General features: G+C 62.8%; 22 protein-coding genes and 5 tRNA genes. 10 read left to right on the forward strand and 17 right to left on the reverse strand.

The annotated features are described in order from the left end of the window. Positions 1–422: 422 nt before the first annotated feature. Together murA and ramA are read right to left on the reverse strand one after the other, a co-directional pair. Positions 423–1,682 (reverse strand): UDP-N-acetylglucosamine 1-carboxyvinyltransferase, encoded by a 1,260-nt coding sequence (gene murA, locus G7Y29_RS08790; protein ID WP_165002218.1) that lies wholly within the window; start codon positions 1,680–1,682, stop codon positions 423–425. Positions 1,683–1,706: 24 nt separating this feature from the next. Then, entirely contained in the window at positions 1,707–2,546 is an 840-nt protein-coding gene (ramA, locus tag G7Y29_RS08795; protein ID WP_165002219.1) for an acetate metabolism transcriptional regulator RamA, read from the reverse strand. 277 nt (positions 2,547–2,823) lie between these two features. On the opposite strand from ramA, the gene cysK reads away from it, so the two are divergent. Then, entirely contained in the window at positions 2,824–3,759 is a 936-nt protein-coding gene (cysK, locus tag G7Y29_RS08800) for a cysteine synthase A (RefSeq protein ID WP_165002220.1), read from the forward strand. Positions 3,760–3,888: 129 nt separating this feature from the next. Next, positions 3,889–4,488 (forward strand): serine O-acetyltransferase EpsC, encoded by a 600-nt coding sequence (gene epsC / locus G7Y29_RS08805; RefSeq protein WP_165002221.1) that lies wholly within the window; start codon positions 3,889–3,891, stop codon positions 4,486–4,488. 3 nt (positions 4,489–4,491) lie between these two features. Here epsC and G7Y29_RS08810 read toward each other — a convergent pair whose 3' ends face one another. The 5 genes from G7Y29_RS08810 to G7Y29_RS08830 all read right to left on the reverse strand — a co-directional run bounded on the left by G7Y29_RS08810 (position 4,492) and on the right by G7Y29_RS08830 (position 5,402). Then, complete coding sequence (locus tag G7Y29_RS08810) at positions 4,492–4,779, reverse strand: GNAT family N-acetyltransferase (protein WP_165002222.1); 288 nt, start codon at positions 4,777–4,779, stop codon at positions 4,492–4,494. Between the two features lie 107 nt (positions 4,780–4,886). Continuing rightward, positions 4,887–4,959, reverse strand: a tRNA-Phe gene (locus G7Y29_RS08815). Between the two features lie 26 nt (positions 4,960–4,985). Next, positions 4,986–5,059: transfer RNA gene (locus G7Y29_RS08820), tRNA-Asp, on the reverse strand. 162 nt (positions 5,060–5,221) lie between these two features. After that, positions 5,222–5,295 (reverse strand) — tRNA-Asp (locus tag G7Y29_RS08825). A gap of 34 nt (positions 5,296–5,329) precedes the next feature. Further along, a tRNA-Glu gene (locus G7Y29_RS08830) sits at positions 5,330–5,402 on the reverse strand. A 72-nt stretch (positions 5,403–5,474) separates the two neighbouring features. On the opposite strand from G7Y29_RS08830, the gene G7Y29_RS08835 reads away from it, so the two are divergent. Continuing rightward, on the forward strand, positions 5,475–5,804 hold the full coding sequence (locus tag G7Y29_RS08835; protein ID WP_165002223.1) for a metal-sensitive transcriptional regulator: 330 nt from the start codon (positions 5,475–5,477) through the stop codon (positions 5,802–5,804). Then, positions 5,804–6,391, forward strand: a complete 588-nt coding sequence (locus G7Y29_RS08840) for a CG0192 family protein (RefSeq protein ID WP_165002224.1) — start codon at positions 5,804–5,806, stop codon at positions 6,389–6,391. The genes G7Y29_RS08835 and G7Y29_RS08840 overlap by 1 nt, the downstream gene beginning before the upstream one ends. Here G7Y29_RS08840 and G7Y29_RS08845 read toward each other — a convergent pair. The 3 genes from G7Y29_RS08845 to scpC all read right to left on the reverse strand — a co-directional run bounded on the left by G7Y29_RS08845 (position 6,388) and on the right by scpC (position 8,567). Further along, positions 6,388–6,801, reverse strand: a complete 414-nt coding sequence (locus tag G7Y29_RS08845) for a YccF domain-containing protein (protein ID WP_165002225.1) — start codon at positions 6,799–6,801, stop codon at positions 6,388–6,390. The two genes, G7Y29_RS08840 and G7Y29_RS08845, sit on opposite strands and share 4 nt — an antisense overlap. Positions 6,802–6,883: 82 nt before the next feature. Further along, positions 6,884–6,956: transfer RNA gene (locus G7Y29_RS08850), tRNA-Lys, on the reverse strand. A 102-nt stretch (positions 6,957–7,058) separates the two neighbouring features. Next, positions 7,059–8,567, reverse strand: coding sequence for a succinyl-CoA:acetate CoA-transferase ScpC (gene scpC / locus G7Y29_RS08855; protein ID WP_165002226.1), 1,509 nt, complete (start codon positions 8,565–8,567; stop codon positions 7,059–7,061). Between the two features lie 178 nt (positions 8,568–8,745). On the opposite strand from scpC, the gene dusB reads away from it, so the two are divergent. Then, complete coding sequence (gene dusB / locus G7Y29_RS08860) at positions 8,746–9,924, forward strand: tRNA dihydrouridine synthase DusB (protein WP_249399738.1); 1,179 nt, start codon at positions 8,746–8,748, stop codon at positions 9,922–9,924. Between the two features lie 47 nt (positions 9,925–9,971). Then, complete coding sequence (gene phoU, locus G7Y29_RS08865) at positions 9,972–10,730, forward strand: phosphate signaling complex protein PhoU (RefSeq protein WP_165002227.1); 759 nt, start codon at positions 9,972–9,974, stop codon at positions 10,728–10,730. Positions 10,731–10,761: 31 nt separating this feature from the next. Here phoU and pstB read toward each other — a convergent pair whose 3' ends face one another. The 5 genes from pstB to mshD form a co-directional block, all read right to left on the reverse strand. Further along, entirely contained in the window at positions 10,762–11,535 is a 774-nt protein-coding gene (gene pstB / locus G7Y29_RS08870) for a phosphate ABC transporter ATP-binding protein PstB (RefSeq protein ID WP_165002228.1), read from the reverse strand. 41 nt (positions 11,536–11,576) lie between these two features. Continuing rightward, positions 11,577–12,404, reverse strand: a complete 828-nt coding sequence (gene pstA, locus G7Y29_RS08875) for a phosphate ABC transporter permease PstA (RefSeq protein WP_249399848.1) — start codon at positions 12,402–12,404, stop codon at positions 11,577–11,579. Between the two features lie 174 nt (positions 12,405–12,578). Further along, on the reverse strand, positions 12,579–13,676 hold the full coding sequence (gene pstC / locus G7Y29_RS08880; RefSeq protein WP_165002229.1) for a phosphate ABC transporter permease subunit PstC: 1,098 nt from the start codon (positions 13,674–13,676) through the stop codon (positions 12,579–12,581). Positions 13,677–13,847: 171 nt separating this feature from the next. Then, positions 13,848–14,984, reverse strand: a complete 1,137-nt coding sequence (gene pstS, locus G7Y29_RS08885; RefSeq protein WP_165002230.1) for a phosphate ABC transporter substrate-binding protein PstS — start codon at positions 14,982–14,984, stop codon at positions 13,848–13,850. Positions 14,985–15,187: 203 nt separating this feature from the next. Further along, positions 15,188–16,069: a mycothiol synthase gene (gene mshD / locus G7Y29_RS08890; RefSeq protein ID WP_165002231.1), complete on the reverse strand. Its 882-nt coding sequence runs from the start codon at positions 16,067–16,069 to the stop codon at positions 15,188–15,190. 28 nt (positions 16,070–16,097) lie between these two features. Between mshD and G7Y29_RS08895 the strand changes: the two genes are divergently transcribed. Both G7Y29_RS08895 and G7Y29_RS08900 read left to right on the forward strand, forming a co-directional pair. Then, positions 16,098–16,844: an LmeA family phospholipid-binding protein gene (locus G7Y29_RS08895; protein WP_249399739.1), complete on the forward strand. Its 747-nt coding sequence runs from the start codon at positions 16,098–16,100 to the stop codon at positions 16,842–16,844. 24 nt (positions 16,845–16,868) lie between these two features. Further along, positions 16,869–17,525, forward strand: coding sequence for a heme-binding beta-barrel domain-containing protein (locus G7Y29_RS08900; protein ID WP_165002233.1), 657 nt, complete (start codon positions 16,869–16,871; stop codon positions 17,523–17,525). Here the strand turns inward: G7Y29_RS08900 and G7Y29_RS08905 are convergent. Continuing rightward, on the reverse strand, positions 17,506–18,432 hold the full coding sequence (locus G7Y29_RS08905; RefSeq protein ID WP_165002234.1) for an aminodeoxychorismate lyase: 927 nt from the start codon (positions 18,430–18,432) through the stop codon (positions 17,506–17,508). The genes G7Y29_RS08900 and G7Y29_RS08905 overlap by 20 nt on opposite strands. A 31-nt stretch (positions 18,433–18,463) precedes the next feature. Between G7Y29_RS08905 and ygfZ the strand changes: the two genes are divergently transcribed. Both ygfZ and G7Y29_RS08915 read left to right on the forward strand, forming a co-directional pair. Continuing rightward, entirely contained in the window at positions 18,464–19,558 is a 1,095-nt protein-coding gene (gene ygfZ, locus G7Y29_RS08910) for a CAF17-like 4Fe-4S cluster assembly/insertion protein YgfZ (protein ID WP_235933532.1), read from the forward strand. Positions 19,559–19,704: 146 nt separating this feature from the next. Then, entirely contained in the window at positions 19,705–19,899 is a 195-nt protein-coding gene (locus G7Y29_RS08915) for a DUF3073 domain-containing protein (protein ID WP_165002236.1), read from the forward strand. Positions 19,900–19,956: 57 nt separating this feature from the next. Here the strand turns inward: G7Y29_RS08915 and purM are convergent, their stop codons facing one another. Beyond that, positions 19,957–21,036, reverse strand: coding sequence for a phosphoribosylformylglycinamidine cyclo-ligase (gene purM / locus G7Y29_RS08920; protein ID WP_165002237.1), 1,080 nt, complete (start codon positions 21,034–21,036; stop codon positions 19,957–19,959). Position 21,037 lies beyond the last annotated feature (1 nt).

Consider the following 21,037-nt stretch of genomic DNA (forward strand, 5'->3'; position numbering starts at 1 on the left):
CCGACGAGGAAAAACCAAGAGCCAGCAAAAAACGCGATCCGAAAACCGCACACCATGGCAAAACCACGAAGCAATGCCGCCATCAAAGGTTCACGACACCACCACCGGCACACACCCACCCACACACAACACAACGTCACACGCAGGCAGACACACCACAATGCACAACCAACAAACCACAAACAAAAAACAAAAAAGTACATTGGCACACTATCGAGTTCTCACACAACACACGCACACCCAACCAACCACGACAACCATCGCAGCCAATCAAAGGAGGCACCAACGGTAGTTTTCCTGTCCGCCATCTCACCAGAATCACTCCGGCGGGGCGTTGTCGGTCTCGCTGACTCACACAAAGTTACACACCCCCACCACCAAACACAAACCCCCAGCTAAAACCCACAAAACGCACCCGGGAGCTAACGCCCTTCTGCGCGGGTTACCGTTGCGCCAAGCTGAACCAAGTTTTCCACGAAATTGGGGTAACCGCGGTCGATGTGGGCGACATCGTGCACTGTGGTGACTCCGTCAGCGACAAGCCCGGCGAGCACTAGGCCGGCACCGGCGCGGATGTCCGAGGCCCAGACGTCAGTTGAGGAAAGCGTGTCCACTCCGCGAAGGACAACATGGTGTCCGTCCACGTTGGCGTCGGCACCCAATCGCAGCATCTCGTCCACGAAGCGGAACCGGGCTTCGAAGACGTTCTCGGTGATGACGGAAACACCTTCGGCGATGGAGGCGATACCGATAGCCATGGGCTGGAGGTCCGTCGGGAACCCGGGGAACGGCAGCGTTTGGTAGTCCACGGCCTTCGGGCGGCCGTTCTGGCGAATGCGGAAACCGTTGTCGTAGGTTTCGATCTCCGCTCCGGCGGTCTTCAGCTTGGCCAACGCGAGGTGGAGGTGGCGCGGAGCGATTCCGCCCACTGTGATGTCTCCCTGTGTCATCGCGGCGGCATACGCCCAGGTGCCTGCCACAATGCGGTCCCCAACCACCTCGTGCTCGGTCGGGCGCAGGGAGCTCACACCGTCAATGGTGATCGTGGACGAACCCGCCCCGCTAATGCGGGCGCCCATCGAATTGAGCATGTCGCACAGGTCTACGATCTCTGGCTCGCGGGCCGCGTTCTCCAGGGTCGTTCGGCCGTCGGCAAGCGCGGCAGCGGTGACGATGTTTTCGGTCGCTCCCACGGACGGGAAGTCAAGCGAGATCGATGCGCCGGTGAGCCTGTCGGCGCGTGCGACTACCGCGCCGTGCTCGATGTGAGTGGTGGCGCCGAGTTTCTCCAATCCGGACTGGTGCATGTCGAGGGGGCGAGAACCGATGGCGTCACCGCCCGGCAAAGCGACGTATGCCTCCTTGCACCGCGCCACGAGCGGGCCGAGCACGGCCACGGAGGCGCGGAACTGCCGCACAGCCTCGAAATCCGCGTGCGGAGAAACCGTGGCCGGGGTTGTGATTGTTACGACGGATCCGTCGATCTCAACCTCGCAACCGAGCCCCACGAGGACATCGCGCATAAGCGGGACATCGAGAATCTCCGGGCAGTTGTGAAGCGTCGTCGTGCCCTCGGCAAGCAGAGCGGCCGCCATGAGCTTGAGCACGCTGTTCTTGGCGCCGTCGACACGCACCGTGCCCTGCAGTTTTGTTCCACCGTGGACCAGAAAACGTTCTTTCACGCCCACAAGCGTACAGAAACAGACTCAGGGCAGAGCACCGATACGGCGCGCCGCGTTGACCGCCTCATAACGGGTGTGGGCACCCAGTTTCCGCATGACGCTGCGCAGGTAAGACTTGACGGTTTCGGCACCGATACCCATTTCCTCGGCCGCCTCAACGTTGGTGTGGCCGAGAGCCACGCAGGAGAGGACGTCGAGCTCGCGCGCTGACAGCTTGGTCGTCTGCTTGATACGCACCGGCGACACCATCTGGTCGCACAAGTGCTCGAGCTCCTTGCGCAGCTCCTCATCGGACACGCGGTTCGCAAGCATGCGCAGCTTGGAGTGGGTGGAGCGAACCTGCTCCCATTCCGCACTGTTCATGACGCGCCCGGACTTGACCGCGCCCTTGCCCCCTTCGGCCTGGCGCATCGCGCCGTTGACTGCGAGGTCCTGTTCGAGGCACCGCGCGGTCATGGTGACTTCCTCGATGACTTTGTCCCCCAGCCTCACCGGCGAGTGCACACCCACGTACAAGACGCCGCGGATCTCCCGCTGCACAATGACGGGCACGGCGACGACAGAGTGGAGCCCCTCGTCCTGGATTTGGCGGTCGTACTCGTGGGAGATGACGTTGGCGCGCGTGTAGTCGGAGATACCGACAGCCCGACGGGTGGTTACCACTCGGCCACCGACCCCCGCACCCGGCTCGATCACCAGGTTCTGAAGCGCCGGGGTGCGCAACCCGATCCACTGGGTGATCTGGATCCGATTGTCGGCGAGGAGGGTACCGTACATCGCCACAGGGATCCCGGTGGCGGTCTTCAACGCTGTGAGGGCGGCGCGGATAGCGTCGTCCTCGTCCCTGATCGTTTGCGCGTCCATTACATTCCTTACGGCTCTCCCCTATTTAAGGTCTACCCCTGTGGGTGTCCCCGCGGGGGGAGTTTCCTGCCTCAAGTTGACGTTTAACCCTTCTCACCATATCGCACTTCTGGGGGTGGCCAAATTCCAAAACGGCAGCGGATCACCGCAAAGTTTACCCATACAGACTTGTCCATTAACAACATACTGGCTTGTCTACCTGTGCCGTGTATGCTGAACAGTGAATTACAAACGTCAGGGGATTCGCATCCCCGTCACCCCCAACCAAGGAGCAATCATGGCAAAGATCGCAGGTAACGTACTTGACCTCGTGGGCGGTACCCCGCTCGTCGAGCTGCAGCGCATTTCCAAGGACACCGGTGCTCGCGTACTGGCCAAGCTGGAGTTTTACAACCCGGCAAACTCTGTGAAGGACCGTATCGGCAAAGCCATCGTCGAGGCCGCCGAGAAGTCGGGCGATCTCAAGCCGGGCGGAACCATCGTCGAGGCCACCTCCGGCAACACCGGCATCGCACTGGCGTTGGCGGGCGCTGCCAAGGGTTACAAGGTCATCCTCACAATGCCGGAAACCATGTCTACCGAGCGTCGCGTAGTTCTTCGAGCTCTGGGCGCGCAGATTGAGCTGACACCGGGCGCCGCCGGCATGAAAGGCGCCGTGGAAAAGGCAAACGAGATCGTGGAGCAGAACGAAAACGCAATCTTGGCCCGCCAGTTCGAGAACGAGGCCAACCCGCAGATCCACTACGAGACCACTGGTCCGGAGATTTGGAACGACACCGACGGCGAGGTCGACATCCTCGTCGCAGGCGTGGGCACCGGCGGAACCATCTCCGGCGCAGGCAAATACCTGAAGGAGCGCAAGTCTGACGTCAAGCTCGTCGCCGTCGAGCCTTCCGCGTCCCCGCTGCTGTCCAAGGGCGAGGCTGGCCCGCACAAGATCCAGGGCATGGGCGCCAACTTCATCCCGGGCACCCTCAACCGCGAGATCGTGGACGAGATCATCACCGTCTCCAACGAAGACGCCTTCGCCACCTCCCGTGAGCTGGCGCGCGAGGAGGGCATTCTCGGCGGCATCTCCACGGGCGCAAACCTGAAGGCGACCCTTGAGGTCGCTTCCCGCCCGGAGAACGCCGGCAAGACGATCGTGTTTGTCGTCTGCGACTTCGGAGAGCGCTACATCTCCACCCCGCTTTACGAGGACATCCGCGACTAGTTACAAGCTTTCGCTTATCGACGCCCCGTTGGCCAACAGGCCGGTGGGGCGTCACCGCGTTTACGCGCCCTGAATCAAATCCAGTCGGGCGGGCAGTGGCCGTCGCGACCGCTGATAAGCTCGGCAACCATGATTGAGGAGCTGAGAACGATGAGGGCGACGATCAAAGACGATCTTGAGAACGCCCGCCTGCATGACCCCGCCGCCCGCGGCGACGTCGAGAACGCCATCGTCTACTCGGGGCTGCACGCCATTTGGATCCACCGCCTCTGCCACCTGATGTGGAAGCGCGGTTGGAAGGGTCCGGCACGCATTCTGGCGCAAACTAACCGCTTCCTCACCGGTATCGAGATCCACCCCGGTGCGACAATCGGCCGCCGGTTCTTCATCGACCACGGAATGGGCATCGTCATCGGCGAGACCGCCGAAATCGGCGACGGCGTGATGCTTTACCACGGCGTTACCCTCGGTGGGCAGGTGCTCACACAGACCAAGCGCCACCCCACCATCGAAGACAACGTGACCATCGGTGCCGGTGCGAAGGTGCTCGGACCGATCACAATCGGCGAGGGCTCCGCGGTGGGCGCCAACGCGGTCGTGACAAAGTCAGTGCCCCCGCACTCCATCGCCACGGGGGTCCCCGCCAAACACCGCAAGCGGATGCGTGACGAGAAGACGCACCTAGTCGACCCGGACAATTACGTCGACCCCGGCAGCTACATGATCTAACGGCTACTGGGCGACGAGGTCGCGGTAGTTCTCGTTCTTGCCCAGGAAGTGCTCCACGGCTGAGCACGTCGGAATGATCTTTTTGCCCTCGGTGCGGGTGGCATCGAGTGCCTCTTGAATGAGCGGCGTGGACAGTCCCTGGCCACGGTATTCCGGCTGGACAACAGTGTGGTTGAAATCGCGGACACCGTCGACGTTCTCGCGAAACGCGGCGAAACCGGCCACCTGGCCGTCGACAAGAATCTCGTAGCGGCTCAGACCTTCGTTCAGCTTGACTTGGTTGTCGGACATCGTTCGATCCTTTCAGTCGGGATAGCGTCCCACCACCCTAGCCGTCCACGTGGCACCAGGGTGCCGAACGCACGAAACCCCTCCACCGCAGTGAAGGGGTTTAAGTGTGGCCAGAGCCAGGATCGAACTGGCGACCCCACACTTTTCAGGCGTGTGCTCTACCGACTGAGCTATCTGGCCAGAACCGCTTGAGACAAGCTGTTCTGCGACCCTGACGGGACTTGAACCCGCGACCTCCGCCGTGACAGGGCGGCGCGCTAACCAACTGCGCCACAGGGCCAGATTTTTCATTTATTCGCGCCTCCCGCGGTGTTCGCAACCGCGTTGTGCACGAGATGTCACTTTACACAGAGCGCGTCGGCGAGTACAAATCGCCAGTTAAACGCCTCAATTGCACAAACGAAAAACGGCCGCGGATTTCTCCCCGACCGTTTTTAACTTGCGACCCTGACGGGACTTGAACCCGCGACCTCCGCCGTGACAGGGCGGCGCGCTAACCAACTGCGCCACAGGGCCATATCCTCTTCCGTTTCGAACCGTGGGGCTCGAGTACCCCCAACGGGATTCGAACCCGTGTTGCCGCCGTGAAAGGGCGGAGTCCTAGGCCTCTAGACGATGGGGGCCTAGACAGCCTGCTCATCATAAACCAGCGCGCAAAGATGGAACAAACCTGCAGGCCATGTAGAGTTTTGCTTATGAACACGCCCGACCGAGAGCACAGACACGGTTACAGTCATGACAAGGATCGCTACTCCGCGCGCCTGAAGCGCGTCGAGGGCCAGGTGCGTGGCATTCAGCGCATGATCGAGGAGGACCAGTACTGCATCGACATCCTCACGCAGATCACGGCGATCACGTCCGCGCTTGAGAACGTGGGGCTATCGCTTCTCGACGAGCACCTGAAACACTGTGTCGCCGGTGCCGTGCACAGCTCCGCCGATGGCGCTAGCGGTGACGCGCACACAGCGGTCGACGCTAAAGTGGAGGAAGCAATGCAGGCAATCAAGAGAATGGTGAAGAGCTAATGGCTGAAGCAAAGATCTACGACGCAGAACTCAACCCCACCAAGGACGCGATCGCCGCTGCGTATTCCCCCATCGTGAAGCAGCTCGGTTCCTACCGCGCTGTCGACTCGGCCGGCAAGGTGGGTATCGAAATTATCGTTGGCGAGGACAGCGAGGGAAACCTGACCCAGCTGGGGGTCTCCTACCGTGAGGCCGCTGAGGCGCTTGACGACGCGTTGACGCCCCTATCCCACTCGGAGCTCGGCGAGCGCTCGGTGGCGTACCTTACCGCCGATCCGGTCGCCGTTCGTGAGCTCATCGCGCTCATTGTGTCGGGCGAGCACGGTGCGGACTTCTCTACTGGTGAGCCTCTTTTCGACGTCCGGGGAACCGGTACCGACTCGGAAGCCGCCGTTACCGCGGTTGACATCCAAGAGCACAACTCCTACACCTCCATCGGTGAGGCCACCATCGACGGCGAGGAGAATAAGTTCCAGCTACGACTCCAGAGGAAGGTGGTGGCGCAGCAGCAGGCGGGCGACGACGAGCTCGCCCTCGTTCGCACGGACGACAACGTCACCTTGATCCGCCTGGAGCTCTGGAACTAGCGCACGTACGGCACAATTCGTGCCTGCGCCTCGGCGGTGGTGACGATTCTCTTGCCGAAGGGGAAGCAGGTCACAGGGATCAGCTTCACGTTCGCCCACGCGAGCGGGATTCCAACGATCGTCGCTGCCTGGACTACCGCGGTAAGCAGGTGTCCGAGAGCGAGCCACAACCCGGCAATCAGGAACCAGATGACGTTGCCGATTGCGCTCAACGCCCCCACATTGTCCTCCACCACCTCCCTACCAAACGGCCACAGCACGTAACCGGCGATGCGGAACGACGCCAGCCCGAACGGGATTGTGATGATGAAGATACATGCGACGACACCAGCGAGCATGTAGCCGAGAAACAGCCAGATCCCGGCAGTGAGAACCCAGATGACGTTGAGAATAAAACGCAGAATACCCATGGCCTCAGCGTAGCCCGCGGGGTGGAGATGAGCTCGGGGAGAATGGCAGAGCGCCGCTGACATGACTCAACGGCGCTATCGGTGGGCCCTCCGGGGCTCGAACCCGGGACCTGCGGATTAAAAGTCCGTAGCTCTACCAACTGAGCTAAAGGCCCGACGCACACATGATAGCCGGTAGCGTTGGCGCTTTCGAAATCGGGTTGGGAATTATCAGAGCCCTGCTCCCGTGGCGGGAACAGGGCTCGACTAAGAGGCTTTTAGCCCTCGGCCTTCATGGTTCCGGTCTCAAGCGAGCGGATATGGAAGTCGAAAGCGTGGCGCAGGTCGTGCGGGGTCTGCTGGAACTTGGACTTCGCGGCGCGCTCAACGTACTCCTCGAGCAGCGGGCGGTACGACGGGTGGGCAATCGAAATCATCTTGGCCACGCGGTCGCGGGGGGCGAGTCCACGCAGATCGGCGACACCGTACTCGGTGACGAATACCATCGCGTCGTGCTCGGTGTGGTCGACGTGGGACACAAACGGGACGATCGCGGAGATCGCGCCACCCTTGGCCTCCGACGGGGAGATGAACGAGGAGATGTACGCATTGCGCGTGAAGTCGCCGGAGCCGCCGAGGGCGTTCATCAGGCGCGAGCCGTTGATGTGGGTGGAGTTCGCGTTGCCGTAGATGTCCGCCTCGATCATGCCGTTAGAGGCGATCAGGCCGGTGCGGCGGATGACCTCGGGGTGGTTCGAGATCGACTGCGGGCGCAGGATGATGGAATCGCGGTAACGAGAGGCTTCATTGTTCATTTTCTCCGCGTACTCGGGCGAGAGGGAGAAAGACGTGGCGGAGGCGACGGTCATCTTGCCGGCGTCGATCAGGTCGACCATGCCGTCCTGGATTACCTCCGTGTAGGCCTGGATGTTTTCGAACTTAGAGTTCATCAGGCCCGCCATCACGGCGTTTGGCACGTTGCCCACACCGGACTGCATGACGTAACCGTCGTAAGCTAAACGACCAGCCTGGACCTCGCTCTCCAGGAAGTCGAGGAAGTGGCCCGCGATCTGCTCTGAAACCTCGTCCGGAGCTTTGAACGGGGCGTTGCGGTCGGGTGCGTCCGTTTCCACGACGGCGACAACTTTGGACGGGTCGATCTCGATGTAGGTGGTGCCGATACGGTCGCCCGCCTTGGAGATCGGGACCGGGATGCGGTTCGGCAGCGAAGGCACGAGCCAGATGTCGTGCATGCCCTCGAGCTCCTCGGACTGCCAGGAGTTGACCTCGATAATGATCTTCTTCGCGGCGTTGAGGAACTCCACCGAGTTGCCGACGGAGGACGACGGCACGATGTTGCCGTCCTCGGTAATGCGTACGGCTTCGACAATGGCGACGTCCAGTTCCCCGAAGAAGCCCTGTTCCACCATCATGCCCGAGTGGGACAGGTGGATGTCTTGGAACTTCATCGCGCCTTCGTTGATCTTGCCGCGCATCTGCGGATCGGACTGGTACGGCATGCGGTAGCGCAGGGCGTCGGCCTCGGCCAGCACGCCGTCGCACTCCGGCGCCGTGGAGGCGCCTGTGAACAGGTCGATCGAGTAGTCCTGGCCGTTGCCGTGGGCGTCCTTGGCCTTCGCGGCGATGACACCCGGCATAGCCTTCGGGTAGCCCGCACCGGTGAAGCCCGACATTCCGACTTTGTCACCGTGGTTGACGAACTGAGCTGCCTCCTCTGCGGACATCACCTTGTCGCGCAGCTGGGCGTTAGCGATACGGTCGCTCATAAAGAATCCCTCACTAGAGTTTGTTGGCTTGTACGTCTCCACCTTATTGGGAGCGTGGTTACAATGCCAGACACTTGTTTCGGCCTACTAAATTTTACTGTAATAAGCGTCCCCGCGCACTCTCACCCCCCAATAAGATTGGACTGTTCCAACTCTCACGTGGACAATGGTCCCTACTATGACTCAGGTACTGTCCGCGCAGGATTCGACCGCCGCGTTGCGCATCGGGGACTACACACTCGACTCCCCCGTGATCCTCGCCCCGATGGCCGGGGTGACCAACATGCCGTTCCGCGTGCTGTGCCGGGAGATCGAAGAAGACCTCGCCGGATCATCGTCCGGGCTGTACGTCTGCGAAATGATAACCGCGCGGGCGTTGGTCGCCCGCAACGAGAAGACATTGCACATGACGACCTTCGCGGAAGTTGAGAAACCGCGCTCCATGCAGCTCTACACCGTGGACCCGAAGTTCACCTATGAAGCGGTGCGCATGATCGTCAATGAGGACATAGCCGACCACGTCGACATGAACTTCGGCTGCCCTGTACCCAAGGTCACCCGTAAGGGCGGCGGTTCGGCTATCCCTTACAAGCGCCGCTTGTACGCCAACATCGTCTCAGCCGCGGTGCGCGCCACAAAAGGTTCCGGGATTCCCGTGACCGTGAAGTTTCGTATCGGCATCGACGACGAGCACCACACGCACTTGGACGCCGGCCGCATCGCCGCGGATGAGGGAGCAGCGGCCGTTGCGCTGCACGCTCGGACCGCCGACCAGCGCTATTCCGGACAGGCTCACTGGTCGGAAATCACCCGCCTCGTGAAGCACATGGAGGGCACGGGCGTGCCGGTCATCGGCAACGGCGACATTTTTGCCGCAGACGACGCAGCCCGCATGATGGAGCTCACCGGTTGCCATGGCGTCGAGGTCGGCCGCGGGTGCCTGGGGCGGCCATGGCTGTTCGCGCAGCTCGGTGCCCAACTGCGAGGCGAACCGATTCCCCCGGAGCCAACCCTCGGTGAAGTTTCCCGCATCATCTACCGGCATGCCGAACTTCTCGCGCTTCACGACGGCGAGGAGCACGCGTGCCGGGACATCCGCAAACACACAGGCTGGTACCTGCGCGGGTTCCCCGTCGGGGGTGAATTCCGTAAGGACCTGGCAAAGGTTGAATCGCTCGCGCAGCTGTCCAGTCTGCTTGACACCATTGCGGATTCCGGCGAATTCGCGGAGCACGCCGACGACGCGCGGGGCCGCCAAGGGTCATCCTCCAAAGTTGCACTTCCCGACGGCTGGCTCGACGACCCGGAGGACGACGCGGTGCCTGAAGGCGCCGAGGTCGAGAATAACGGCGGATAGGCGGATTCCAGAACTATGACAGACAAGGCCCTTGTAAGGTGACCCATATGCGCACTATTTACCGTGAGCACCTCGACGCTTTCTCGCGGGACCTCATTGAGATGTGCAACAACGTCCGCGAGTTAATGGATAACGCAACCATCGCGCTGCTGACGCAAAGCCTCGACCACGCTGAAGACGCCCTCTCCTCCACCGACGCCTTGGACGTGATCCGGCAGCGCTGCGAAGTGCGGAGCATGCAGCTGCTTGCACTGGAGAGCCCAGTTGCCTCAGACCTGCGCCAGGTGGTCTCCTCGATCTATATCGTGGAGGATTTCGAGCGGATGGGTGCGCTGGCTACGCACATCGCCAAGCTCGCGCGGCTGCGGCATCCCCACCCTGTAGTCCCCGAGACGATGGTTGCCCTCGTCGATGAGCTCGTGCGCCTTGCGCGTGAGTTGGGCACGCAAACCGAGGAGCTTCTCTCCGACCCGGACCCCGACGCCGCCGTCACCCTCCGCGACGCGGATGACGAGGTCGACACGATGACGAGCTACATCCTCAACGTGACCACGAACCAACAGTGGGAGCACTCCGCCCGCGAGGCCGTCGATCTAGCGCTGCTGTGCCGCTACTTCGAGCGTTATTCCGACCACTGCGTCAACGTAGCCGCCCGCACTGTCTTTCTTGCCACGGGCATGAAACCTGAGGCATATCTGGAGCACCGCCGTTCAGGCGACGGATTCGACATGGACGAGCGCTTCGCCGTAATTGAGAAGCGTTTCGACCGCCGCTCGAGGATAAACCCCGGACACCCCCTCGTATGAGGGAGCACCCGGGGCGGTCGATGGCGGCGGCTTAGCCGAAGCGGCCGGCGATGTAGTCCTCGGTCTCCTTGCGGTCGGGGTTCTCGAAGATGGTGGTTGTGTCGTTGAATTCGATGAGCTGGCCCGGCTTGCCGGTCGCCTCCAGGGAGAAGAACGCGGTCTTGTCGGACACGCGGGCTGCCTGCTGCATGTTGTGGGTCACGATGACGATTGTGTACTGATCCTTCAGCTCGTGGATGAGGTCCTCCACTGCGAGGGTGGAAATCGGGTCGAGGGCGGAGCAGGGCTCGTCCATGAGGAGAACCTCAGGGCGCACAGCGATCGCGCGGGCGATGCAGAGACGCTGCTGCTGGCCACCGGAAAGGCCGCCGCCCGGCTTGTCAAGGCGATCCTTGACCTCTTCCCACAAGTTGGCGCCACGCAGGGACTCCTCCGCAACAGCCTTGAGCTTCTTGCGGTCGCGCTCACCGGAGAGCTTCAGGCCCGCGACAACGTTGTCCTCGATGGACATGGTCGGGAACGGGTTGGCCTTCTGGAACACCATGCCGACGGTGTTGCGCACCGACACGGGGTCGATGTTCTTGCCGTAGATGTTGTTGCCGTCGAGAAGAATCTCGCCCTTAACGGTCGCGTTCGGGATGACCTCGTGCATGCGGTTGAGGGTGCGCAGCACGGTGGACTTTCCGCAACCGGACGGGCCGATGAACGCGGTGACCGCCTGTGCGGGGATGTTCATGTTGACGTTCTGCACGGCGTGGAAGTCGCCGTAGTAGATGTTGACGTCGTTGAGTACGAGCTTAGACAACAGTTTCCTCCTGGGAATGTGGGGGTAAGAATTGGCGACGTTTACTTCTTCACCGAGAACTTCGACGCGATGAAGCGTGCGATGAGGTTCAAGGTGACGACCATGATGACGAGGGTGAAAGCAGCGCCCCAGAGTCGGTCGTTGGCCGGACCGGTGGCGCCGGACTTCCACATGTCGAGCATGAAGAGTGGCAGCGAGGACTGCGGCTGGTCAAACATGCCGAACCAGTTTGTGACCGGGGTGGATCCGACAAGGATGAGCACTGGCGCGGACTCTCCCATAACGCGGGCGACGGCGAGCATGACGCCGGTGACAATGCCGGAAAGCGCGGTCGGGAGAACGATGCGGGCGATGGTCTTCCACTTCGGAACGCCGAGGGCGTAGGAAGCCTCACGAAGATCCATGGGCACGACCCGGAGCATCTCCTCGGTGTTGCGGACCACGATGGGGACCATGAGCAGGATCAGCGCGAGCGCGACGGCGAAACCGGAGCGCTGCTGGCCCAGGACAGTGATCCAGAGGGCGTAGATGAACAGCGCGGCGACAATAGACGGAACGCCAGAGAGGATGTCAACCATAAAGGTGGTGAGCTTGCCGAGACGGTTTCCGTTGGAGTACTCCACAAGGTAGATCGCCGTGAAGATACCCACCGGGATTGAGAACAGAGACGCGACAAGTGTCTGCATGATCGTGCCGGCGATAGCATGCAGCGCACCGCCGCCTTCACCGCGGGCGCGCACGCCGAGCATGTCCTCTGTCCACCAGCTCGGATCGAAAACGGCTCCAGCACCGCGGGAAACCACGGTCAAAAGCAGCCAGAGCAGCGGGATGAGAGCGACGATCATGCACGCCCACATCAGCAGGCCCATGATCTTGTTCGTGGTCTTGCGGCTGCCGGAGATGTCAGCGAACGGGGTGTCGTTGCCCGTGGCGACCGCATTCGAGGAGTTCTCGGTGCGGACGGACGTCGCCGTGGTGGCGGCGGTGTCCGGGCGGCCGGAGCCGTTATTCGGTACTGCGGTACTCATAGTGGCCTCTGCCTCCTACTTCTTGTTGACGATCGCGCGGGCGATCGAGTTGACGACAAAGGTCAGGATGAAAAGCACCAGACCCGCGGCGATGTAGGCACCGGCACTGGTCGGATTGTTGAACTCGGCGGACGCGTTCGCGATGTGAGTTGCGAAGGTCGAACCGCCGTCGAAAAGCGACGCGCGGAAGAGCGGCGACGGCGAAACCACCATGTACAGGGCCATGGTTTCACCAAGCGCACGTCCGAGACCGAGCATGGAGCCCGCAATGTAGCCCGACATACCGAAAGGGATCACCGTCATGCGGATGACTTCCCATCGGGTTGCACCGAGGGCGAGGGCCGACTCGATTTGTCCCGGGGGAGTCTGAACGAACACTTCGCGTGCGGTCGCGGCGATCACGGGGAGGATCATAATTGCGAGGACGATGCCGCCGGTGAGCATATTCCGGCCGGTGTAGTACGAGGGGGTGTTTGGGTACACCGCAAAGAGGAAGAAGTCCCCTGCCCACGAATGAAGCCAGTTGTAGAACTTGCCCAGGAAGGGACCCAGCACCTGCGCACCCCAGAGGCCGTACACAATGGAAGGGATCGCGGCGAGCATGTCGACGAGGGTTCCCAGCGGGCGAACCAGCTTCTTTGGCGCGTAGTTCGACAGGAAGAGAGCAATGCCGAGGGCAATCGGCATCGCGATGATCAGAGCGATCAGCGAAATTGTCACCGTAGCGAAGAACAGGTTCGGAATACCGAACTTCATTGCGTCCAGGTTCGCTGTCTGCCACGGCCCGGAATAAGTGAAGAACCCGGGCAGTCCACCGTCGTTACGCGCGAGAGGCGGAATTGCCTGCAGCAGAAGGAAGATGCCGATGGCAGCGATGATCAGTGTGATGAGCGCCGCAGATGCAGTAGAGAGAAGTTGGAAAACTCGGTCTCCCGGACGGATGACACCCGCGCCGTTCGAGGCCTCACCCGCGACCGGGGTGCCTTGGGTAGCGGGGTCTTGCCCCTTGGAAATGGGAGTGCCTGTCGACCCCGGAATAACCGGCTCCGACTTCGTCGCGGGGCCAGCCCCGCGGTCGTCGCGGCCGGTAGCAGGCAGTTCGTTATCAGCCATGTTCACGAATCCTTTAATTGAATTGCCGTAAGGGAAAAGAACAATTCCCCAAATAAACCTTCTGGCCACGCTTTACACATGTCGTGTTAACCGGGCTCATGAATGGGTTTGCCCCCCATTCGGCCTGAACCGGGCGGGGGGCAAAGAATTCCCTGGGGAACTGCAGCGTTACTAGCTGATGGCGTTGACGGCCTCGCGCAGGCGGTCAGCGTGGGCGCCGGAAACCGGGATGAAGCCCTCAGCCGCGAGCTCGTCATCCTGGGAGTCGAGAGCGACGTTCAGGAAGTCCTTGACCATGTCGCGGGTCTGCTCGTCGTAACCTTTGGAGCAGACGATCTCGTAGGTGGTCAGAACCAGCGGGTAGGTGTCCGCGCCGTCCATGGTGAAGAGCTTCTCAGCGTCGACGACCATGTTGTGGCCCTCGGTCTTGAACTCCAGGTTGTCCAGAGCCTTGCCCACGGTCTCGTCGGAGAGCTCGACCGGGCCGTTGCCGAAGTCGATGTTTGCGGCCTTCTCAGCGAATCCGGCCTCGACGTAGGTGATGGCGCCCGGGATAGCGTTGACCTGCTCGGCCACGCCGGTGGAGCCGTTCGCACCGGCGCCAACCTCCTGCGGGAACGCCTTGCCCTTACCCTCCCACTTGCCGTCGGAAGCGGCGGCGAGGAACTTCTGGAAGTTGTCGGAGGTGCCGGACTCGTCGGAGCGGTAGATCACAGAGATGTTCTCGTCCGGAAGCTTCGCGTCCGGGTTGGACTCTGCGATAGCCGGGTCGTTCCACTTCGTGATCTTGCCCTGGAAGATGTCAACGATGTTGTCGACGGTCAGGTTCAGCTCATCGACACCGTCAAGGTTGTAAGCGATGGCAACCGGTCCGACAACCATCGGGAGGTGCCATGCCTCGTTGCCGCCGCAGCGGTCTGCAGCCGGCTGGATCTCTTCATCCTTCAGCGGGGAGTCAGAACCTGCGAACGCGGCCTGGTTGCCGATGAAGTTCTTGACACCAGCACCGGAGCCGGTGGCGTTGTAAGCCAGGTTTGCGCCCGGAACAGCCTCAGAGTAGCGGGAGCCGAAGTAGTCCATGGCGTTCTGCTGGGAAGTTGCACCCTCAGCGACCAGCTGGCCCTTGGTGCCGGTCAGCTCAGCACCGGAAGCGGCAGCGCTGGTCTCGGTTTTGGTCTCGGTAGCGGTCTCAGCGACGGTGGTGTCGTTGGAGGAAGCGTCGTTGGAGTCACCGCAAGCGACGAGGGTTGCGGAGGATGCTGCGACGACACCGATGATGGCGGCGGTGCGCTTGAAGTTGCGAATCACGGGGTACCTTTCCGGTGCGAATTCAGATTAAGAGTTCGAGCATCGGATCCTGGTGGATTATGAGGCCCGCCTGAAAGGATCCAGACAGACTTCATCCGATTACTCACAATTGGCTAAGGTACGTGTCAACGGTTAACCGGCGGTGGCCGGGGCGGTGAACAGTAGGTTAACTTTTAAGCGGTCTCACATTTTCCCAGGTAGATCTAAGTTTCGCGGTAAACGACGTGGCGCTCGGCTGTGACGAAGCCCAGATTTTCGTACCGCTTTACTGCAGGCCCGTTGTCCGCCTCGACATACAGCTTCACCTGGGACGATCCCCGCCCGGCGAGGAATTCGAGCCCGATTCGCAGTAGAGGGTCACCCAGACCTTTCCGGCGGTAACTCGAATCCAATCCCACCACATACACCTCACCCGTGCCGTCCGGGTGCATCTTCGTCCAGTGAAACCCTGCTAGCGATTCCCCCTCGTAGAGGAAACGGACACCTTCGGGGTCGAACCACTCCGCCTCCATCGCGCGGTGAAGTCTCTCCTCGTCCCATCCGCCCTGTTCCGGGTGCCATTCGAAAGCTTCATTGTTCGCCCGCAGCCACGCGCTCTCCACCCCGGCGCGCCCCCACCGAGCCACCGCATCGCTGTAGCTCAGCGCTTCGAACCCCTCGGGGATAGTCGCGTGGGCGACCTCCTCCAAGGCCGCCCCGCTGATCTCCATGACGAGCAACTCACGGGTGGGCGAGAGCCCCCGCCGCGCGGCCAAAGCTTGAGCGGCGGGGAGATCCCCGTGCGCCCAGAAGCCCGCGCCCGGCGCGTGCTCGAACACGGCAGCCATGAGCGCGGACCCGATACCGCCGCGGCGGAAGTCAGGATCGACGGCCATTTCCACGGAGGAATCGCCTGCGATGGCGGCGATTCCTACCAATTGATCCCCCGCCCGGTGGGTGAGGTGGGTGTGCGCCACGCGGGCGTCGTTAAGCCCGGCCAAAAACTGCTCAGAGAAGGCTGCGACCTCATCTCGGTCCTCCACCTTGGCCAGGAGGCGGCGGGCTTCGTCGCCGGGCAGCGTCTCAATTTTAATCGGGTTCGTCATGTGGCCAGGTTACGGTAGTAATAGAGGAATGAGGTTACGTTCACGGGCCGCGGTCGCCGCCGGTGTGGCTGCTGCACTGATCGGCGGGGCCGTTCTCGTGGACACCGCCGCCGCATCGCGGGCGGAGAGTGCATTATCCGAACGAACGGAGGCGGACACGCGCCTCTCCACCGCTCCGGACGTCTACATCGCCGGCTTCCCCTTTTCCCAGGTGGCCGTGACAAAGGAGGTTCCCCGAGTTTCGGTCTCCACCCTCGATGTCGACGTCGCGGGACTGGGGGTAGTCAACACGGGTGCGGAAGCCTTCGATATCGAGGTTCCCGTAGAACGCGCCGCCGAGGGTGATTTCGTCGGCTCCCCCGCAGCCATGGTGCGCCGCAAGGTCCGCCTCGATGGCGTGGCCTTCGGTGAGCTCCTCGGCATGACGGATCTGGACATCGCCAACCCATACGACATCTCCCCCGGCGGCGGTGTCGCCAGCGAGGCCCAGCTCACCGGCACCGTTCCCGGGACCGAGAAGCCGAGCACGGTGATTGTCACCCTCCGGCTTGATGGCGGCACGTTCCGGATGAGGCCGAGCCTGCTTGTCGACATCCCCTCGGGCGCCGAGGATGAGGTCCTCGCGGCCTACACGCTCGACCGCGATACCCGCGACTTGCCGCTTGGCGGCCCCGCCGACATAGTCCAGCTGTCCGGCGGATCCATCGAGTTCATACGCCAGCGCTACAACGTCGTACTCGATGAATCCGACCTGGCCCCTCTCCCGCCGCAGTAACGGCAGGACGGTACGGTTGTGGGCATGAGCGAGACCCCCAACACTCCAGGCACCACCGACGGCGCCCGGCTCGACGGCAGCGAGGCCGTCAATCTAGCCGCGGAGCAGTCGAAGAACACCGCCCACCGCAACATTCCCGGCTTCGGGTTCGAGGGGGTGCCGCTGGAAGTCGACACCGCCAACCTCCGCCAGGGCCCGTCGCTTCACGACGGCCTCCTCGCCCTGCTCCCCCTCGTCGGCGTCTGGTCCGGTGAAGGCCAGGCCAACGACGGTGGGGTCGAGTACTCGTTCGGCCAGCAACTCGTGATCTCACACGACGGGGAGAACTACCTGCGTTTCGAGTCCCGCCTCTGGCGCCTCGACGACAACGGTCAACCGCAGGGCGCGGACCAGCGCGAAGTTGGGTTCTGGCGCATCTCCCTCGACGACGAAATCGAGGTCACGCTGACGAACTCGCGTGGGTTGGTGGAGATCCTCTACGGGGAACCGGTGAACGAGCGCGCCTGGCAGATCACGAGTGCGTCCACGATTGTCACCGCCACCGGCCCGGAGAAGCACGGCCCGGGCAAGCGCCTTTACGGGTTGATGCCCAACAACAACCTCGGATGGGTGGACGAACGCGCGGTCGACGGCGAGTTGGTGCCGTACATGTCGGCGGAACTTACACGTCTCGCTGGCTAAGCAGGGCCAATTCCACCAGCTCGCGGATGTCCGCGTCGCGGCCCGGCTCGGAAAGCACGCGTCCGTCGAGCTCGGTGACCCGCACCGCCTTGCGCACCGAGCTAACCAGCCATACCGACTCGGCGCTCAGCAGGTCGTCGACATACAAGTCCTTGGCCTTGCAGCGCCAGCCCTGCTCGGCGGCGTACTCGAAAATCGCCTGCTGGGTGGTTCCGGCGAGGATCTCGGATCCCGGGGCCGGGGTGCGCAGCTTCTTGTCCTTGCGCACGATGATTACGGTGGACGTGGTCGCTTCGAGGACGCGGCCGTCCTCGTGGTCGACGTAGATCACGTCGTCGCAACCGTGCTTCCGAGCCCAGCGCAGCGCCGCCATGGACGCCGCGTAGTTCAGCGTTTTCGCACCTACTTTCAGCCAGGGCGCTGCGGTCGCGCCGCTCGTAATGGTGTACCCGCGCGGAGCCGTCACCGTCTTGACCCCGGTTTCCCGCTGCCGCAGGAGCAATGGGTCCACGGGCCGCACCGTCAACCACGCGGTGGGTACACCGGTGGTTTCCCGGCCGCGCGTCATGGTCCACACGCACTTGGCCTCGGCGCTGGTGTCGTCGATTTCTCCCCGCTCGCGGTAATAGTCAGCCACAGCCTCTCGTGTGGCTTTGACCCAGTGGTCCACGCCCGGGTCCGGCAGGTCGAGCGCCTCGGCGGAGCGGCGGAAGCGCGCGAGGTGCTTGGCCAGGTTGACGGGCGCGCCGTCGTGAATGAGCAGGGTCTCGAAAATTCCGTCGCCGCGAGTGACTGCGGCGTCGTCCCAGTAGACGTGGGCGATGTTGGCGTTCTGCCTACGGATCGAGCCTCCGAAGGGTTCAACTAGGTAAATGACCGGCTGCGGAGGGATGAGCGAGGAAGCCATGACGCCCCATTATGCACGTAGGATGGGGCGCATGGAAACCGCAAGCCAGTATCGTTCTCCCCTGTTGAGCAGCCCGGCAGCGGTTGAATTGACCGATGCGGACACGTCGCTTATCGACGCCCGAGGCGTCGCGTGGCACTACGGCAACCCGCTCGGCGAGCAGCGCGCCCTCGCCGAAGGATCGGTCGTGATTGACCGGTCGCACCGCGCAGTAATCAAGGTGTCCGGCGCGGACGCGGCAGTGTTTTTGAACAACCTGTTGTCACAGAAGCTGGTGGACGTCACTGAAGGATTTGCCGCCGCAGCGCTGGACCTGGACATGCAGGGCCATGTCCTCCACCACGCCGACGTCACCTTCACCGACGGGGTCTTCTACCTCGACTTCCCTGCCTACCAGCATGAGACGTTGACCACCTTCCTGAACAAGATGGTGTTCTGGTCCGAGGTCACCATTGAGGATGCCGACCTCGCGGTACTCACCATTCTGGGGCCCGGACCCGAGTTCGCCGGGGCCAGCGAAGCCGTCGTCGCCCGCGCAGTGCCGTGGCCCACCACCCCGCGTACCGATGTGCTGGTGGAGCGGGAAAGCGTGCTGGGGGTCGTCGATAAGCTCGGTGCTCAAGGCATCCCCCTGGCCGGCCTGATGGCGTTCACCGCGGAGCGGGTCAAGGCTGGCGAGCCGGAGCTGCGCGCTGACATGGACGAGAAGTCCATCCCGCACGAGGCCCCGTACCTTATCAACCGGGGCGCTCACCTCGGCGCCGTTCACCTCGATAAGGGGTGCTACCGCGGGCAGGAGACCGTCGCCCGCGTCGAAAACCTCGGCCGCTCCCCCAGGCTGCTCGTCATGGTGCAGCTCGACGGGTCCGCGCCGGTGGACCCCGCACCGGGCGCCGAGCTAAGCCTCGCCGGTCGCAGGGTCGGCCGTCTGGGCACCGTCGTCCACGACGCCGACTACGGTCCGATCGCACTCGCGCTTGTGAAGCGCTCGGCCCTCTCCTCCGGAGATCTGACCGCCGAGGGAGACACCCCCGTCTCAGCGTCCATTGACCCCGACTCGCTGCCCGATGACGAGGGGGAGAAGGCCGGCCGTAGGGCAGTCGAAAGGTTGAGAAGCTCCAAGTAGCTTGTGGCGTCATCGCAGCTCAGAGGGCGGTTAAGAATTTTTTCGCCCGACAGGCTATAGTGTCCCACAGGACTATACTGATACGACATTGAGAGGTCGCCCGCTAGTGCGGGCCGCCCAATGAACCACCTCAAGGGGGTCACGCCATGGGTCGCGGACGCGCCAAAGCAAAGCAGACCAAGGTTGCTCGCCAGCTGAAGTACCACACTCCTGACATGGATCTCGATTCGCTCCAGCGCGAGCTCGCGGGCCAGTCCCCGGCACGCAGCTGGAGCGACTCTGATGACGAGGTGGATGACCAGTACGCCGACTACTCCGACTGGGATTCGGACAGGCGCTAGCTTCCCTACAGAACAACAGCACCCGGCCCCCTCATGGGGCGCGGGTGCTGTTGCGTATTAAAACTGGGGGTGGGTCCCGGCCAAAACCGCCCGGGACATGTCAGCGTCGGTCGCGGCGCGGACCTCACCCAGAACCCAGCTGTTGATGTGGCGGGCGGCGAGAATAGCTAGCGCACGATCCCTGTCCTCCGGGGCGACAATGGCGACCATGCCGACACCCATGTTGAAGGTTTTCTCCATCTCCTCCTGAGGTACGTTTCCCACAGACTGGATGTAGCGGAAGATCGGGCTCGGGGACCACGTGGAGCGGTTCATGTCCGCGACCTTGCCCTCGGGGATGATGCGCTCCATGTTGCCGACCAGCCCGCCGCCAGTGACGTGGCAGAAGGTGCGCACCGAGCACTCGGACGCGAGCGCGAGGCAGTCGAGGGCGTAAATCCGCGTCGGTTCGAGCATTTCCTCGCCCAGGGTGCGCCCGAGCTCGTCGACATAGCCGTCGAGCGGCAGGCCCGCGCGCTCGAGCAGGACGTGGCGCGCCAGCGAGTATCCGTTGGAATGCAAGCCGGACGACGCCATGCCGATGATGACATCACCGTCGCGCACCCTGTCCGGGCCGAGGAGTTCGTCGGCCTCCACGACACCGACGGCCGTTGCCGAGACGTCGTAGTCCTCCGGGTTCATCACACCGGGGTGCTCCGCCGTCTCTCCGCCGAGCAGGGCGCAACCGGCCTGGACGCAGCCCTCGGCGATACCGGCGACGATCTGCGCGACCTTCTCGGGCACGACCTTGCCGATCGCGATGTAGTCCTGCAGGAACAAAGGTTCCGCACCGCAGACAACAAGGTCGTCCACGCACATGGCTACGAGGTCAATGCCGATGGTGTTGTGCTTGTCCATCGCCTGCGCGACGGCGAGCTTGGTGCCCACACCGTCGGAGCCCGCGGCCAGGAGCGGCTCGCGGTACTTGCCAAGCGCGAACAGGCCGGCGAACCCGCCCAGCCCGCCGCGCACCTCGGGCCGCGAGGCGCGTTTCGCCAGTGGTGCGAAAAGCTCGACCGCCTTGTCACCGGCCTCGATGGAGACACCGGCGGCCTCGTAAGAAACGGGCTCAGTGGTGGTGTTCTGGTTCGTCGTCATG

The sequence above is a fragment of the Corynebacterium qintianiae genome, from assembly GCF_011038645.2.
Classification (GTDB): Bacteria; Actinomycetota; Actinomycetes; order Mycobacteriales; family Mycobacteriaceae; genus Corynebacterium; species Corynebacterium qintianiae.